Consider the following 15,653-nt stretch of genomic DNA (forward strand, 5'->3'; position numbering starts at 1 on the left):
GAAAGGTATTTTTTTTTCTAAAAAACCAACAACCCATGCTCTCGGAGGATCTCCCAAACCTCGGATTCGAGCATTTCCTCAAAATCTCCCAATTCGGTCTCGTAGTGTTCACGGATAGGTTTCAAAGTATTCAGCGGCTGTTCGTAGCTGACTTTGGCCAAAAGCCAACACACCCACTCTCCCAACTCAATCGGGAGCTCGACGGCGAAGTCCTCTTTTTTTCCGGAGAAAATCAGTTCACAAAACCCTTCCTCTGCCTCCATCAGTTCCGGTTGAGCGCCGATCCAGATGATGCGGTTTTGGTCTTTGAAAGCCGGGAAATCTTCTCCTTGAACTTGCTTTTCGATGTAGTTTTTGGGGATGGTGGTTTGCGGGATTTTGATATCAAACCATTCTTTAAGCGGAATATCAAAGCCAACTCCATGCATGTAATTGAACAGGGATTTTCGCAGTCCCTCAGAAAAAAGTGCATGATCCACTCCAACCGGATCTTCAAAATCCAGCTCGTTGTTGGCAAAAGCACCTTCCGCCAAATCGGTGCGCTTCACCCCAAAAGCCTTGGGATCCAATCCCACAGGACTGTGTGCAGTCATAGCAAAACGATGCCAAAAACCCGATTGCAACACGCCAGCCTCAAACAGCTGCCGCACCATTTCCATGGAGTCGATTGTCTCCTGCGCAGTCTGTGTTGGATAGCCGTACATCAAATAAGCATGTACCATAATACCCGATTGGGTAAAGTGATTCGTCACCTGAGCGACTTGGGCCACTGTTACCCCTTTTTTGATCAGTGCCAAAAGACGATCAGAAGCGACCTCCAAGCCACCGGAAACTGCAATGCAGCCTGAGGCTCGAAGCAAACGGCAAAGATCAGCGGTAAAACTACTCTCAAAGCGGATATTCGTCCACCATACGACGACCAAACCCCGTCTCAAAATCTCAATCGCCAAGTCCCGCATCAACGCCGGAGGTGCTGCTTCATCGACAAAATGAAATCCATTTGTACCGGTTTGAGCCATGATTTCTTCTATCCGATCGCATAGAATGGACGCATTAATCGGTTCATAGCGACCGATATAATCGAGCGAAATATCACAAAAGGTGCATTTGCCCCAGTAGCAACCATGCGCTAGGGTCAACTTATTCCAGCGCCCGTCGCTCCACAGGCGGTGCATGGGATTGGCCACTTCGATTACCGAGAGGTACTCCCGCAGCTTCAAGTCGCTGTAATCCGGCGTACCCACTTCCCGCTGGGGGAGGTCTTTTACTGCTGAATTGTTGAGAAATTTAACTTCGCCATCTATTCGGACAAAGGTTCGTTTCAGCTCATTCAGCAATCTTTTTCCATCCAAATAATCCAGCAAAAGCTGAATCGGAGCCTCGCCGTCATCCAAAGTGATGAAGTCGATGTAATCGAAAACCCGGGGTTCTTTCAGAGAACGAAGTTCTGTATTCGGGTAGCCTCCACCCATCCACACCTTGATATTAGGATAATTTATTTTAAGGTATTGTCCACATTTCAGCGCGCCGTAGAGATTGCCCGGAAATGGGACTGAAAAGGCCACTGACTCTGGATTCCAGCTCTGGATTTTCTCTTCCAAAAGCTCAAGCAACATCGAATCGATCAAACTCAGAGGTTGGTTCAATGCCTCATCCATTTCGTCAAAAGTCTTGGCCGACATACCTAATCGCTCGGCATAGCGACTGAATCCAAAATGTGGATCAACCGCCTCAGTGATCAAATCGCCGATATCTTCGAGGTAAAGCGTCGCCAAGTACCGGGCTTTGTCCCGCACTCCCAGCGTCCCAAACGCCCACTCCAGATCGTCCAACTGTTCAAAACGGCTGGCTTCGGGCAGAAAATTGCCTTCAGAAATGTGATAGGCAAGCGTCGGATTTTTGTCCTGAAGAAAATCAATCACCGTCCCGATGGTCTGCAAGTAGGAAGCTTTCATCCTCAGAATTCGAGCGGAATTCTCTGATAACTCCTCGACTTTTTCACCTGCAATTTCAAAAACTTGATTCAGCCCATTTTTGGAAAAAAGTCTCAGAATCACCTCTATTCCAAGATCTGCTTGACGGGAAGGTACTTGGATGGTATTCAGAAAACCCTTGATGTAAGCAGTCGCCGGATAGGGCGTATTGAGTTGGGTAAAAGGCGGGGTGATGAAAAGGACTTTGGTTGACAAGCGCGCAGAAATTTGACTGGTTCAAAGGTCGTATTTATTCACCGCAGGGGCGCAAGGAACGCAAAGATAATTTTAAAGAAAGCGCTAATAGTTTTTAAAAAATCAGGGTTGATTAGCGGTCTTAGCTTTTAAAAAAATCACCACATAGTAACATAGTAGGCGCATAGTTTATCATTACTCAAGGTCTTTCGCTATGATTTCTATGTGACTATGTGGTTTTCAAGAAAGGCATTTCTGAGTAGTTCAACTCTTGTAAAAAATCTATTCTTTGCGAACCTTCGTGTTCTTAGCGGTTAAAAAATCCTCGCATGATTTGCTCCTCAGCGGTGAAAATAAAAGATATTTGTACCTATGAGCAACAACGACGTCCTCCGAACCCTTCGCTATACCTTTCACTACCATGATCACAAAATGGCCGAAATTTTCAATTTGGGGGGAAAATCTGTTTTTGCGGAGGAGGTCAACCATTGGCTCAAAAAAGAGGACGAGCCCGAATTTGCCAAGCTCCAAGACAAGGACTTGGCTGCTTTTCTCAATGGGCTGATCATCCTGAAACGCGGTCCAAAAGATGACTCCACCCCGGTTGCAGAGAAAACGCTGGACAACAATGCTATCCTGAGAAAGCTGAAAATCGCCCTCGACATGAAGGATGAGGATATGCTGGAAGTTTTCGGTTTGAGGGGATTCAAACTCAGCAAGCATGAATTGAGTGCTTTTTTCCGAAAACCAAGCCAAGCCCAATACCGGGAATGCAAGGATCAAATTCTTCGCAATTTCCTGCAGGGCTTGCAGTTGAAGTTTAGGCCAACAGCATAGAAATTCCTTTTTTCAGCCTAAATTCAACTCGATCTGAATCAGTCTCCACGCCTACTACTTATTCATGAATACTTCACCCGAACATGATGCGCGAATGGCAAAAATGACTTTTGCCTCGGTCTACCCGCACTATGTCAACAAAGTGGAAAGAAAAGGTCGGACAAAGGCGGAATTACATCAGGTCATAACTTGGCTCACGGGTTTTGATGAACTGAAACTGCAGGAACTGATTGACCAAAAAGCCACTTTTGAAACCTTCTTTGGCGCTGCAAATTTGAACCCGAACGCGCATCTGATTACCGGGGTAATCTGCGGTTATCGCATAGAAGAAATTGAAACTCCCCTGACCAAACAAGTGCGGTATCTGGATAAGTTGGTGGATGAACTGGCAAAAGGGAGAAAAATGGAGAAAATTCTGCGGGAGTCTTAATTCAATTCACTTATCCCTCCGATTCCAATCCTGATTTTGACGGCAGCCTCATTTGAGAATGTCGACTGTGTGTTTGTTTGCAATCTTCCCAACTTGCCCATGAAGGGTTGGGCTCGATTTTTAGGCTTCGACAGCTTTATCCTTTATAGTGTGCTTTCGATCAGGATTGAAATTTTTTTTTCAAATTTTGAACTTTCAGTCTTTTCCCTAGTCAAAGTACTCAGTCCGGTGAAGTGGGCTTCATTGGCTGAATTAAACAGGACCGCTTCCTTTTTATCAAAAAATATCCGCTCAACCCATAATTCCAAGGACCAAGAAAAAAATCATTTTTTCCACCTTGATATTGAATAACTTATACTCACTTATAAAACCAGAAAACCATGGAACAACTCCGTAAAGAGGACATCCCTCAGGAAGCTTTTGACCTCTACGACTATTATTGCCACAACAAACTTGACCGAAGGACTTTTATGGAAAAGCTCTCAGTCTATGCCGTAGGCGGGATTACGCTCGCGGCTCTGATGAGCGCCATGATGCCGGATTACATTAATACCCGTACTGTGGAGCCTACAGATGAACGCTTACAAAGCTCCGACTTTGTCATGTATCACTCACCTAAAGGCGGAGGACAAATCAAAGGTTTACTTTCCAAGCCCGCCGGAAAAGGAAAATTCCCTGGCATCGTGGTGGTACATGAAAACCGTGGACTTAACCCCTACATAGAAGACGTAGGAAGACGCTGCGCTGTGGACGGATTTATCTCCATCGCTCCGGATGCTTTGACACCATTGGGTGGCTACCCCGGAAATGACGACGAAGGTCGTGCCATGCAGTCCAAACTGGACCGGAACTCGATGTTGGAGGATTTTATTGCGGCATACGAATACCTCAAAAATCATCCTGATTGCGATGGAAACGTCGGCGTGGTAGGTTTCTGCTTTGGTGGATGGATTGCCAATATGATGGCTGTGAGAATCCCTGATTTAGGGGCGGCGGTTCCTTACTACGGAGGTCAGCCTGCCCTTGAAGATGTGCCAAAGATCAATGCACCGCTTTTGGTTATCTATGCTGAACTTGATGAACGGGTCAATGCAGGTTGGGCAGCATATGAGGAAGCGCTCAAAGCGAACAATAAAAAATACGAAATGATCAACTATCCCGGGGTCAATCACGGCTTTCACAACAATACCACGCCTCGGTTCGATGAGGCCGCCGCCAAACAGGCATGGGAAAAGACCATTGCATTTTTCAGAAAAAATTTAAACTGACAAAAGGGGGCCACGGCCTCCTTTTTTGTTCCCCACTATTAGTAAAAAGCGTGGTGTTTTTAAGCCCAAGAATAATCTTGAATCAGTTGCTACCATCAGCATCATATTATTTGATTCTGTTCCATTATTTCCGAATATTTGATAAGCCTTTCTTCTAAATTCCGCATATAATGAAACAGATCATCCCTTACACATCCTATCACGAGGCAATTGAGTCTTTTGACAACGGAGCGAAATTTTTTAACCTGTTCAGTCATGCACATGATGGTGTCGTCTCACCGGCTGAGCTCGGAAAAGTGGCAGGAGTAACCCATGACAAACAAGCCATGATTCTTTATTTGATGATGTCAATTTCCCGATTGGACAATAAGTCGCGGGAGCGGATCTTGGCCCGATTGGATTCGGAGCTTTTTAAATGTTATGAAAAATATCGCCCTGTACATATGAGCTTGGATCAACTGCTCGAACTGGGCAAACCCGGCATCAGCTGCACCTTGGTGGGTACTCCAAAGAAAGTCAGTTCATCAATCTCACTTGGGGCCACTATCATGGTTCCCGTGGTAGTTGGGGCGGTGACGAGTTTCACGATGGTTCCGATTGAGAATTCCTACGAAGTCTATGAGTTGTGCTCCGAGGAAAGTGATGCCGTAGTGATGGTGGCGCATGACAACGAAAAAGAATCTCTCCCCGAGCGCAATTTAAGAATCGGAGGTATGCTAACTTCCCTAAATCATTTCGGAGAAGGCGATCAAGCCCAAAAGGTTTTTTTAGAAGCTCAATTTTATATGGAAGAAGACTAGATTCCGGTCTTTTTCAAAAACAATTTCAACTTGGAACAACTGCTGATTGACCAACAAGGCTTTTCTCTTTCAAAAGAAGAATTTCTCATCCGCTTGGTAATTGCCATCGGAATCGGATCGGTGATTGGTCTTGAGCGTCAATTCAGAGCTATAAAGGAGAATTCCCATGGATTTGCGGGAATTCGAACCTTTATCTTTTTGGTTTTATTGGGATTCATCGCAGCTCTGTTTTATTACCTCTTTTCTCCATGGATCTATGTAGCACTTTTTATCGGGGTCAGTTTGCTTGTTTCGGCTACTTATTGGATTTCGGCAAACCAAGGCGACCGTGGTTCCACCACCGAATTCAGTTCTTTGTTGGCGTTTGTCTTGGGTTCGATGACATTCATCGGTCTGATCGAAATCAGTCTGATGATCACCGTAGTGATTGTGGTGGTACTTTCCTCCAAGTTTCGGATTAATACGATCGTGGGAATGATCACAGCGGAGGAGATGTACGATTTCATCCGCTTTGTTGTCATTGCCTTGTTGATTTTCCCGTTTTTGCCCGATGAGACTTACGGTCCATACGAGGTATTAAATCCGCGGGAGATTGGATGGGTTATACTTTTTACCTCAGGACTCGGCTTGGTCGGGTATATTTTAACCAAATTTCTTGGTGCAAATAAAGGCATCTTATTGGGGGGAATCGTCGGAGGGCTTGTTTCGAGTACCGCAGTGACCTGGATCTATGCCAAAAAAAGCAGAGAAAATGAAAATCTGTCCTCAAGTTGTGCTACTGCCATCTTAGCAGCTTCTTCGATCATGTTTGTTCGCGTATTGATTTGGACATTTATCTTCAACCAAGTACTGTTTAATCGACTGCTCCCAGCCATAGGCCTCATCCTTTTATCCGCCATCGGGATTACGCTATACATTTATCTAAGGCATCAGTCCAAAAAAATAGAAGCAAACGAAATGCCTCCCTCTAAGCCCCTTGACTTGAAAGGAGCCATTGTGTTTGGATTGATTTACAGTTTGATTTTGCTCGTGGTAAGCTACGCAAATGAGAATCTGGGCGACAGCGGAACTTTGATTTCCAGTGCTGTGGCAGGTTTCTCAGACATCGACGCGATTACAATTTCCATTTCCAAACTGACCGGAATCAAACTGGATTTGGGAATAGGATTCAATGCTATTTTGCTTGCGGCAATTTCAAACACCCTGGTGAAAATGGGCATTGGAATCTATGCGGGAAGTAAAGCTCTTCGAAAAAATCTCCTGCTTGGGTACGGAACAATGATTATCACCACTTTGGTTTTATTAATTTTGATCAGCTAATAAAATCTAAAAATTATGTTTCAGGGAATCGATACCATCATTTTGCGGGTGAGTGATTTTCAAAAATCCGGGGCGTGGTTCAAAGAAAAACTTGGCTTAAATCCAGTCTATGAAAATCCGGAAATGCGGTTGATCGTACTTGACACAGGGAGTGTCACCAGTGTCACGCTTTGGCAAACTGACGAGCCCATTATCATCAACTCAAAAACCGCCTCCTACCCAATATTTAGGACTGAGAATGCCGGGCAATCCAGAACTGAACTTATTCAAAAGGGAGTAAAAACCACCGAGCTGATCACCGATTCCTTTGTTACCTATTTTCAGTTTTTTGATTCTGACGGCAATGTGCTTGAGGCCTGTCAGGTACATCCTTAATGCGTTATGATCAACTACAGAACGTTGCTTTTGTCCATTCTTTCTTTGGTGGCCTTTTCTTGTCAAAGTAAAGAGCCCATCCCTGACCAACCAAGTTCAGAGCTTCTCACCGAATCTTATCTTGCCTGGAATGGAGACTCTTTGCCTGCCTATCCAAGCGGAAAGCCAAAAATTTCCATTGTCAAAGTGACAATACCTCCACACTCAGAATTGCCTCACCATTATCATCCTGTTATCAATGCCGGAATCCTGCTAACCGGCGAGTTGACTGTAGTGGATATCAAAGGAAATGTACTTGAAATGAAAGCCGGAAATCCCATCATTGAAGTGGTGAATACGATTCATTATGGAAAAAATAACGGAGACATCCCAGCAGAGATTGTAGTCTTCTACGCGGGAGCGGAAGGAATGGAAATCGTCGTAAAAGAATCCAATTCGAATTAAAACCTTTATTTTCGACCCATTCCAATCTTCTTAGCCATGCCATTACACAAAACCACATTTCAGTTTATCAGCGAACCCGGAGATGTCAATTTCGGGGGGAAAGTCCATGGTGGATCCGTAATGAAATGGATCGATCAGGCGGCCTATACCTGCGCAAGAACCTGGGCAGAAAGTTATTGCGTGACGGTCTATGTGGGTGGCATTCGTTTTTATAAACCGATCAGCATTGGCGAATTAATTAAGATCGACTGTCAGGTGATTTTGACAGGAAGCTCGAGCATCCACATCATGGTGGAAGTATATTCGAGAGCATTCTCGGAGAAAAAATTCGAGAAAAAGACCCACTGCATCATCATTTTTGTGGCTGTGGATGAAAATGGCGAACCCAAAAAAGTGAAGCCTTGGGTGCCCAAGACCGAACAGGAAAAGAAACTCCAGGAATACGCAGAAAAGCTGAAAAAGCTCCGTGGAGAAATTCACGAAGAAATGAAGCCATTTTTTAATGAATAGCGGTTCTTCAGGATTTGCAATTCTTCAGAATTTGCAATTCTGAAGAACTGTTGTGGGATTTGTAATCCCATGTTCTTGAGATAAGTCGGATTAGAAATCCTACAACCTTATCTCGAAATTGCAAATTTTGAGGAACCGAATGTAACTCAAGCAACCTTTCAAGCGAAATTTCCATCAGCTTGGTATGAAAAGGATTTTGAGTTTTTCAACAACTGTGTTATTTATTTTATTTACCACACTTGCTTTCGCCCAGGAAGACACTCCACATTATTGGCTGACCAAAAGCAAGACGGCTATCACTGAATTCGACACCCTCTTGGGAATTAAAGCTATCGAAAAGGCGATAGAATTTGGTTTGTTTGATTACCAAGCTATCTCAACAAGCAGCGTTTTATCCTTTTTAGCCAAGGACGAAAGAAGTAGCCACTTAATGGAAGGGATTTCAGAAAACCGAAAGCATTTATCAGACCCTAGAAACCTGAAAGTCGAAACGGGAGATGTAGACAGATTTTGGGCAAATTTCGACTCCTTGAGGGGGAAGGATGCAGCAGATTTATTTTTGAATAATTACATCAGGGAAGGAAGCATTGGACTGAAAACATTCTACACTATCAGAATGAATAGAGATGTGGGAAAGTATCTGGAGAGAATTCGAACTTTGGAAGGGTATTATCAAAGTATCCGGTCGACTTCATTGAAGTTTGAAAGCCTAAAACCTGAATTTATTTTGGCCGCAGAAAAACTTAAGAACCTATACCCTGAAGCCATATTCCCACCCATTTACTTTCTGATGGGAAGTCTCAATAATGTAGGGACAGCCGATGGCTATGCGGGAATGTTGATTGGCACAGAGCACCTTTGTAAAAGCCCTCTTGCCGATTTGACATCACTCTCGGATTTCGATCAGCTGGTGATATTTGACTTTGATCAGACTGTGCCTATTATCCTCCATGAGTATGTGCATTTGCAACAGAAAAATAAACCTGAAAGATCCTTGCTGGACTATGCCATTATGGAGGGTGCGGCTGATTTCGTAACCTATCTCATTCTTGGAAAATACACCAACCCTGAGGTATTTGATTTTGGATTTGCAAACGAGCAAAAGCTGTGGGAAAAATTCAAAAAGGAAATGGCTACTGAAAATACGGATGATTGGCTTTTCAATACCTATAATCCTGAAACAGGTTACCCTGGAAACCTCGGGTACTTTATTGGTTTTAGGATTTGTGAAAGCTACTACAATCAGGCTACGGATAAGCAACGAGCCATCAAAGAAATGTTGGAGATTCAGGATTTTGAGCGATTTTTAAAAGAGAGCAACTATAGGTAAATGAAAATTACTCATTTGATTTATTTCAATTTACTCCGGAGAAAACAGTATAAAAAGTTATTTGTGATGAGCAATTAATCCCCGGAACCAAATCCGGGGAGGTTTTTTTCAGGCATTTACCAGCATTTTTTTCAGAATTCCCGGTTTATCCCGAGCTTAAAGTTTAAAAGTTACCTCGATCCGATTTCCATCAGGATCGAGGGTTTCAAATTCATAATACCCATCTCCGGTAGTTCTTGGGCCTTTTAAAATCTCAAATCCATTTCCTGAAATTTTCAAAGCCATCTGATCCACAGCCGCCTTACTTTCCACACCAAAGGCCAAATGGATAAGTCCTAAATGCTGATTGGTTTTTCTGTCATTAAGATTGGCGGGAATTTCGGGAAGCTGCATGATCTCAAGTCTGGCACCTCCACTAAATGAGATAAAATAACTTTTGAAACCTGTTCTGGTATTGATGTATAGGCTATTAGCTTTTCCCTGAAAATAATAACAATAATACTCCTTAAGGCCTTCCAGGTCTCTTGTCCAAAGGGCTACATGCTCGAGTATCATAAGTACTTAATTTGGCATTGATTTAAAAGGCTACTGTTAATGAAAAAAGGCAAACCTCTACGCTGACATTAATTCTTCGATTCTCTCCTCTGGACTGAATTTGATCATCTTTTGTAGATGAGCTCTTGCCCTGCTCAGTTGTGATTTGGAAGTGTTTTCACTGATATCCAATTTTTGGGCAATTTCCTGATGTGAAAATCCTTCAATGGCATATAGGTTGAAAACAGTTCTGTATCCACTCGGAAGACTATCGATAAGTTTCATCAGGTCTTCTACAGCCAATTTATCAGAAGGTTGACTGTGAACCGGCGCAGGCAGAATACCATCCAAACCGATCTCATTGTAAAGGTTTTTTTCCTTTTCTAGATACATAAGGCATTCATTGACCATGATTCTTCTGATCCAGCCACCAAAATTGCCTGTCCCTTTGTATTGGTGAATCCGGTCGAAGACTTTCATAAATCCTATGATCAATACATCTTCGGCAGCGGCCGTTTCTTTGACATAGCGGAAACAAAGCGAAAACATTTTTTTTGAAAATCGCTCATATACTTCCTTTTGAATTGATGGAATCCTTTCAAGGCAACCCTGAAACAGTTCAGCTTCTGATAATTGGTTTAGTGCTTTCATTGTGTCGTTATAAAAAGTTGTGAAAAACTAGTGTTGGTTTTTTTAAATAATTACAAGACAAATTTCAGGGCCTTAACTGAATCCAGAAATCACATAATTGGGTGAAATTCAAAATGCTGGAAAAATTCAATACTTCCTTGCTAACACCCTATCATAAGCTTGTATGGAGTGAGGTGTTACTTGAGAATCGCTTTTCTCTACAGAAGCCATCAGGTGTGGAGCCCATGCAGTCTTATCCTCCCCGTGGGATTCAGAGGAAGGATGTTGGGCCTGCTGTGTAAAAGTGCAGGCCCAAAAAAATGCAGCTCCGATGAAAAACCTTTTCATATCAGTATCAAAAGTTGTCTAACCCGGATTTTGCATTAGGTTTCGTTATGAGGGCGGTAATTGCAATAAAATCAGGCTGCTTGGAGACTGAGGCATAGCACCGCTATGGTGAAGTCGAAAGCAGCAACGTAGTGACTGATTTTGAAGCAATTAATGCCCGTAATAGAATTGCTAATGCATAATGCGGGTTTAATCTACTGATGCAAAAGTAGTCGGTTCAAAAGGGTACAGAAATCACATGTTTGGGTGAAATGGAGAAAATAGGATGATCACGGAGGTACCACTATTAGAAATAAAAGAATGACTTTTTCAAATACCTTCTTCACAAAAAATCAGGTACAAAGCAACCCTACTCTCATTTTTCCAATCATCACTTCTAGAATTTATTGTTTACTTAACCAACTTCTAAAAATGAAAAACAGAATAATTATTCCCCTAGGGCTATCACTTATAGCTGTTTTGGGTCTGAGTGAATGCCAACCGGCTGCGAAAACAGAACTGCCTGAACTTAAACCAAGTGAAGCAATTAATGGATTTCCGACACTGGAAGAATATGGCAAGCATCTGACCTTAGTTTCCGGCTGCCATGATTGCCATACTCCAAAGAAGATGGGGCCTAATGGGCCAGAATTGGATTTCGAACTTCAGCTATCCGGACACCCTGCAGCTCTACCCCTACCCGAAATCGACCGGGCTGAACTAGAGCAAAAAGGAGTAGCTGCGACGCAGACGCTAACTGCATGGATCGGGCCATGGGGTATCACTTATGCAGCAAACCTAACGCCCGATGATGAAACAGGAACAGGATCTTGGACTGAAGAACAATTTTCAATTGCTCTTAGAGAAGGAAGATATAAAGGGATAAAGACGGCCAGACAATTATTGCCACCAATGCCATGGGATATGTACAGCCATATGACGGATCTGGAGACGAAGGCAATTTTTGCCTACCTGAAATCCATCAAACCTATCGACAATCTCGTCCCCAATGCCATGCCTCCATCGCATGCCGTGAATTGATGGGGAAATCTTAAGTATATCGAAACCAATTAAATCTAAAAAAAAATGAAAAATGCCCTGTTTTTGGCTCTTTTAACTTCCTCTATCCTTTTTTCATGTGGATACGTTGAGCCTGAACCTGAAATACCAACCCTGGAGAAGGATAAAAATATAACCTTTGAATTTTATACGGATAAGGATTATAGCTCCTCACAGTATGATACCTATTTTGTCAATTTAAATGTGGGAGTGAGCCTTGTGGATAAAAATACAGCTCAGGAAATAAAAATAGTAGAGGAGACTACCGGTTGGATTCCTTTCAAGGATATTCCATATGAACTAAACAAAATGAAGTTTTGGAAATTAGTGCCAGTGGATATCAATAGGTATAAAGTCAGTTATGGATATTTTCATCAAGTCAAAATTGGTGAAACCATTCAGATGAAGGCCTTTGGGAAATTTCTTGAAAAATGGGAGGATGAAAAACTGATAACGATCAAGTTTTAGTTTCTTTCCCAAATTGCAGAGATCGCTGGTTTCAAATCATGAAATCCAGCGATTCTTTTTTTTAAAAAAGTATTATTGCTATTAAAGATATTTCAACAATACAATACCCATCACAATCAAGGTGTAAGTTAGATTACACCTTACTTTTAATTACAAAAACCAGATATATATGAAAGAGAGATTAACAGGAAAAACAGCCCTTATCACAGGGGCTGCCAGAGGAATAGGTGAGGCCACTGCAAGGCTTTTTCACCGGGAAGGTGCCATCGTAATCATAACAGATATTCTTGAAGACCAGGGAAGAGCATTAGCCAAGGAATTAGGAGAAGGTGCTTTTTTCTGTCCGCTGAATGTAAGACATGAAGGAGAGTGGAAAATCATTTTTGAAAAAATCATCATTGAATTCGGAGGCTTGGATATTTTGGTCAACAATGCCGGAATCACGGGATTTTTGGAAACCAAAGGACCCCATGATGTTGAGGATGTAGATTCTGCCTCATGGAATGAAGTTTTGGATGTCAACCTGAATGGCACGATGCTGGGCTGTAAATACGGTATCAAATTGATGAAGCGAAAGGGTGCAGGAAGTATAATCAATATATCCTCCAGAAGTGGGATAGTAGGAATTCCGGGTGCCGCAGCTTATGCTGCCAGTAAAGCAGGAATCAGAAATCACACCAAATCAGTAGCTCTTCATTGTGCAGAGAAAGGTTATCAAATTCGATGCAATTCCATTCATCCTGCCGCCATTATGACCCCTATGTGGGACGCGATGTTGGGAGAAGGAGAGGTAAGAGAAGCGATTATCAAATCCGTTGAAAATGGGATTCCATTGGGTAAATTTGGAGAACCAATGGATGTGGCTTATGCGGCCTTATTTCTGGCTTCCGAAGAATCCAAATACATCACCGGAATAGAACTCAATGTGGATGGAGGAATTTTGGCAGGGGCAGAGGCCAGGCCTGAACACCTTGGTTCCTGATATTTTTTAATTGGGTTTGGGGAGCAACTTTTACTGCCGTTTGAGAATCACCTTAACTAAACGATTCCTCCCAGAAAAAAAGTACTCCCTGACCCTATCAAGAAAGCATAATATTCTGTTTTACTAGATATTATGGATACTCCAAGCTAGGCAACTATAGCCAAGACCATTAAATCCTGAGTGAATTGAAGAAATTTACAGATCCCTAAGTAAAGGAATTTATAAAGGTTTAAAGATTCTCTAATTACCACTTTTGAGATACTTTCATCTCTTATTTAGTACTTTATTTTTCCTATTCTTAGTAGCATTGGAAATGAAACAGATTTTATTTCATTCAATTCCCAATACTTTGCAAGTTCCATTTGCAAAGTATCAATAGGATTGTAACCTTTATCTTTGATAAAATGCTTTACAGCAGACCAAGTATTCAAATATCCGACTAAATGCTCCAAATTCCAGGTCTGTTTGTTAATAAATAATGGTGTTTGGATTTCTGCAAATGGAAAAGGAATTGTAAGATAATTTTCATCTATATATCTCCGTTCGCTATCCCAATACAACCCAATAGTATTTAAATAAAAGTCATTGATTATATTGTCAATTTTTTGTGAAATTTTTACTCTTCCATATCCAACAACACAAATAATAGAATTCTCTCTTGCAGTTCGAAGTACTTCTGAATAAAACTTTTCAAAGTCAAACCAATGTATTGCTTGCGCTGTTACAATTAAGTTAAATTGATTTTTTTCAAAGTGAGTTCGTTCGGCAGGCTGAACAGAATAAAAAATATTTTCTGCTTTAAAAGCATGGTCAATTTGAGATTGGCTAATGTCTGTTGCATATACTCGTTTAAAAGTCTTCGCCAATTCAAAGGCAACCTGACCGTTTCCTGTTCCACAATCCCAAGCAGTTATTTTATCTTCGACAAGTGAATTTAAATAACTAAAAAAATCACTTGGATATGGAGGTCTGAATCTTGCGTAGTTGTCAGATTGTTTGGAGAAATTATCTTTCATTTTTTAGAGCAACAGCTAAAGTTAACGTTTCTGAGGTACAGAATGAAATCAGGTCTAAGTCACTATTGATACTGTAAAAACCAAATGTCTGGTTCAAATAAAAGAAATACCTGACTCCAACTAATTCGTAAAATCAAAACCCTTGGACCTCCAAGTGTTCAATTTACCCCTGTCATTATATACAATCAAGGCCTCCAGAGTGGGATCAGACGTAATGATTCTTTGGGATTCCTCCAAGCTCAAGATCATACAGATAGTAGCCAAAGCATCTGCCTTGGTACAGGTAGGAGCCTTGACATGAGCAGACAGGATTTTGTTGTCGATCGGTTTTCCCGTGCGGGGATCCAGGAGATGGGAATGCTTGAATCCCCTTTCGTCCACGTAAAACTTCTCGAAATTGCCGCTGCTGCTGTAGGCGCTGTTTCTGAGCCTTGTTTCTTTAATGATACTTTTAGACTCACCGGAACCTTCAGGATGAATGGTCACCAATCTATGGTCATTGTTTTTGGGGTTTTTACCGTAAGAAATAGCATCGGTTCCAAATTCAATCTGAAAATTCCTGATACCGTTTTTGAGTAAATATTCTGCCAGCAAATCAATCAGATATCCTTTGTCGATGTAACTCAAGTTGATCATGACCCCTTCTTTTTTTGCTTTGGCAAACTGACGGTTTATTTCAATATTCTCGGGTTGGCAAAGGGATATCAATTCGGTGATTCGATCTTCAGTCATCAGGCGCTTATTGGCAAAATCCTGTCCCCAGGCTAAAATCAGCGGCAGCATCATGTGGCTTACAGCCCCATTGTAGGAATCAGAATATTTCCGGGATTCTTCAAGCACCTGATAAAGAAATGGAGTCCTGAATTCTACATACCCATTCCTGTTGAATCTGGAGATTTCCGAATCCGGCCTGTTGTAATTCAGTGCCAAGTCAAATTCATTGATCATTGAATCCAGACTTTTTTCAAAATGGGCAACGCCCTGAAAAGAAAGGGAATAAAAAACACCCAATGCCTTTCCCTCCATGTAAATAAAAGGCATCGCCTCTTTCTTCAAATAATACAGGAAAAGCGAAAGGGGTATTAGTACAACCAGTGAAAAAAGAAAGAATTTGGGAATATTGTTATTCACAGATGAGTTCGGCGATAAAAGGTT

General features: G+C 42.0%; 18 protein-coding genes. 12 read left to right on the forward strand and 6 right to left on the reverse strand.

The genetic code is table 11. From position 1 onward, the window contains the following. Positions 1-17: 17 nt before the first annotated feature. Positions 18-2,189, reverse strand: a complete 2,172-nt coding sequence (locus tag Q8M62_RS10650; protein WP_304902371.1) for a radical SAM protein — start codon at positions 2,187-2,189, stop codon at positions 18-20. Between the two features lie 351 nt (positions 2,190-2,540). Here Q8M62_RS10650 and Q8M62_RS10655 point away from each other — a divergent pair, with 351 nt between their 5' ends. From Q8M62_RS10655 to Q8M62_RS10695, 9 genes are all read left to right on the forward strand, one after another. Beyond that, on the forward strand, positions 2,541-3,005 hold the full coding sequence (locus Q8M62_RS10655; protein ID WP_092730538.1) for a DUF1456 family protein: 465 nt from the start codon (positions 2,541-2,543) through the stop codon (positions 3,003-3,005). A 64-nt stretch (positions 3,006-3,069) separates the two neighbouring features. Beyond that, positions 3,070-3,435, forward strand: coding sequence for a DUF2200 domain-containing protein (locus tag Q8M62_RS10660; protein ID WP_304902370.1), 366 nt, complete (start codon positions 3,070-3,072; stop codon positions 3,433-3,435). 380 nt (positions 3,436-3,815) lie between these two features. Beyond that, positions 3,816-4,703, forward strand: a complete 888-nt coding sequence (locus Q8M62_RS10665) for a dienelactone hydrolase family protein (RefSeq protein WP_304902369.1) — start codon at positions 3,816-3,818, stop codon at positions 4,701-4,703. A 170-nt stretch (positions 4,704-4,873) separates the two neighbouring features. Beyond that, positions 4,874-5,503, forward strand: coding sequence for a hypothetical protein (locus Q8M62_RS10670; RefSeq protein ID WP_304902368.1), 630 nt, complete (start codon positions 4,874-4,876; stop codon positions 5,501-5,503). Between the two features lie 30 nt (positions 5,504-5,533). Continuing rightward, positions 5,534-6,823 carry an MgtC/SapB family protein gene (locus Q8M62_RS10675; RefSeq protein ID WP_304902367.1) on the forward strand — a complete coding sequence of 430 codons (1,290 nt, stop codon included), beginning with the start codon at positions 5,534-5,536 and terminating at the stop codon, positions 6,821-6,823. Positions 6,824-6,838: 15 nt separating this feature from the next. After that, a complete protein-coding gene (locus Q8M62_RS10680; RefSeq protein WP_304902366.1) occupies positions 6,839-7,198 on the forward strand; it encodes a VOC family protein in 360 nt (119 codons plus the stop codon). A 6-nt stretch (positions 7,199-7,204) separates the two neighbouring features. Further along, positions 7,205-7,642, forward strand: a complete 438-nt coding sequence (locus Q8M62_RS10685; RefSeq protein ID WP_304902365.1) for a cupin domain-containing protein — start codon at positions 7,205-7,207, stop codon at positions 7,640-7,642. A gap of 36 nt (positions 7,643-7,678) precedes the next feature. Continuing rightward, positions 7,679-8,152, forward strand: a complete 474-nt coding sequence (locus Q8M62_RS10690; protein WP_304902364.1) for an acyl-CoA thioesterase — start codon at positions 7,679-7,681, stop codon at positions 8,150-8,152. Positions 8,153-8,336: 184 nt separating this feature from the next. Further along, positions 8,337-9,482, forward strand: a complete 1,146-nt coding sequence (locus Q8M62_RS10695; RefSeq protein WP_304902363.1) for a DUF2268 domain-containing putative Zn-dependent protease — start codon at positions 8,337-8,339, stop codon at positions 9,480-9,482. Between the two features lie 156 nt (positions 9,483-9,638). Here the strand turns inward: Q8M62_RS10695 and Q8M62_RS10700 are convergent, their stop codons facing one another. From Q8M62_RS10700 to Q8M62_RS10710, 3 genes are all read right to left on the reverse strand, one after another. Beyond that, positions 9,639-10,037: a VOC family protein gene (locus Q8M62_RS10700; protein WP_304902362.1), complete on the reverse strand. Its 399-nt coding sequence runs from the start codon at positions 10,035-10,037 to the stop codon at positions 9,639-9,641. Between the two features lie 57 nt (positions 10,038-10,094). Then, positions 10,095-10,667: an RNA polymerase sigma factor gene (locus Q8M62_RS10705; protein ID WP_304902361.1), complete on the reverse strand. Its 573-nt coding sequence runs from the start codon at positions 10,665-10,667 to the stop codon at positions 10,095-10,097. A gap of 126 nt (positions 10,668-10,793) precedes the next feature. Then, positions 10,794-10,994 (reverse strand): hypothetical protein, encoded by a 201-nt coding sequence (locus Q8M62_RS10710; protein ID WP_304902360.1) that lies wholly within the window; start codon positions 10,992-10,994, stop codon positions 10,794-10,796. 411 nt (positions 10,995-11,405) lie between these two features. Here Q8M62_RS10710 and Q8M62_RS10715 point away from each other — a divergent pair, with 411 nt between their 5' ends. The 3 genes from Q8M62_RS10715 (at position 11,406) to Q8M62_RS10725 (ending at position 13,482) form a co-directional block, all read left to right on the forward strand. Beyond that, the gene (locus Q8M62_RS10715; protein WP_304902359.1) at positions 11,406-12,014 is read left to right on the forward strand and encodes a c-type cytochrome; all 609 of its coding nucleotides are present in this window, start codon (positions 11,406-11,408) and stop codon (positions 12,012-12,014) included. A 45-nt stretch (positions 12,015-12,059) separates the two neighbouring features. After that, positions 12,060-12,500: a hypothetical protein gene (locus tag Q8M62_RS10720; protein WP_304902358.1), complete on the forward strand. Its 441-nt coding sequence runs from the start codon at positions 12,060-12,062 to the stop codon at positions 12,498-12,500. A 169-nt stretch (positions 12,501-12,669) separates the two neighbouring features. Further along, on the forward strand, positions 12,670-13,482 hold the full coding sequence (locus Q8M62_RS10725; RefSeq protein ID WP_304902357.1) for a glucose 1-dehydrogenase: 813 nt from the start codon (positions 12,670-12,672) through the stop codon (positions 13,480-13,482). 275 nt (positions 13,483-13,757) lie between these two features. Here Q8M62_RS10725 and Q8M62_RS10730 read toward each other — a convergent pair whose 3' ends face one another. Beyond that, a complete protein-coding gene (locus tag Q8M62_RS10730; RefSeq protein ID WP_304902356.1) occupies positions 13,758-14,498 on the reverse strand; it encodes a class I SAM-dependent methyltransferase in 741 nt (246 codons plus the stop codon). 120 nt (positions 14,499-14,618) lie between these two features. Then, positions 14,619-15,629 carry an FAD:protein FMN transferase gene (locus Q8M62_RS10735; protein ID WP_304902355.1) on the reverse strand — a complete coding sequence of 337 codons (1,011 nt, stop codon included), beginning with the start codon at positions 15,627-15,629 and terminating at the stop codon, positions 14,619-14,621. Positions 15,630-15,653 lie beyond the last annotated feature (24 nt).

This window comes from Algoriphagus sp. (genome assembly GCF_030694375.1).
GTDB lineage: Bacteria > Bacteroidota > Bacteroidia > Cytophagales > Cyclobacteriaceae > Algoriphagus.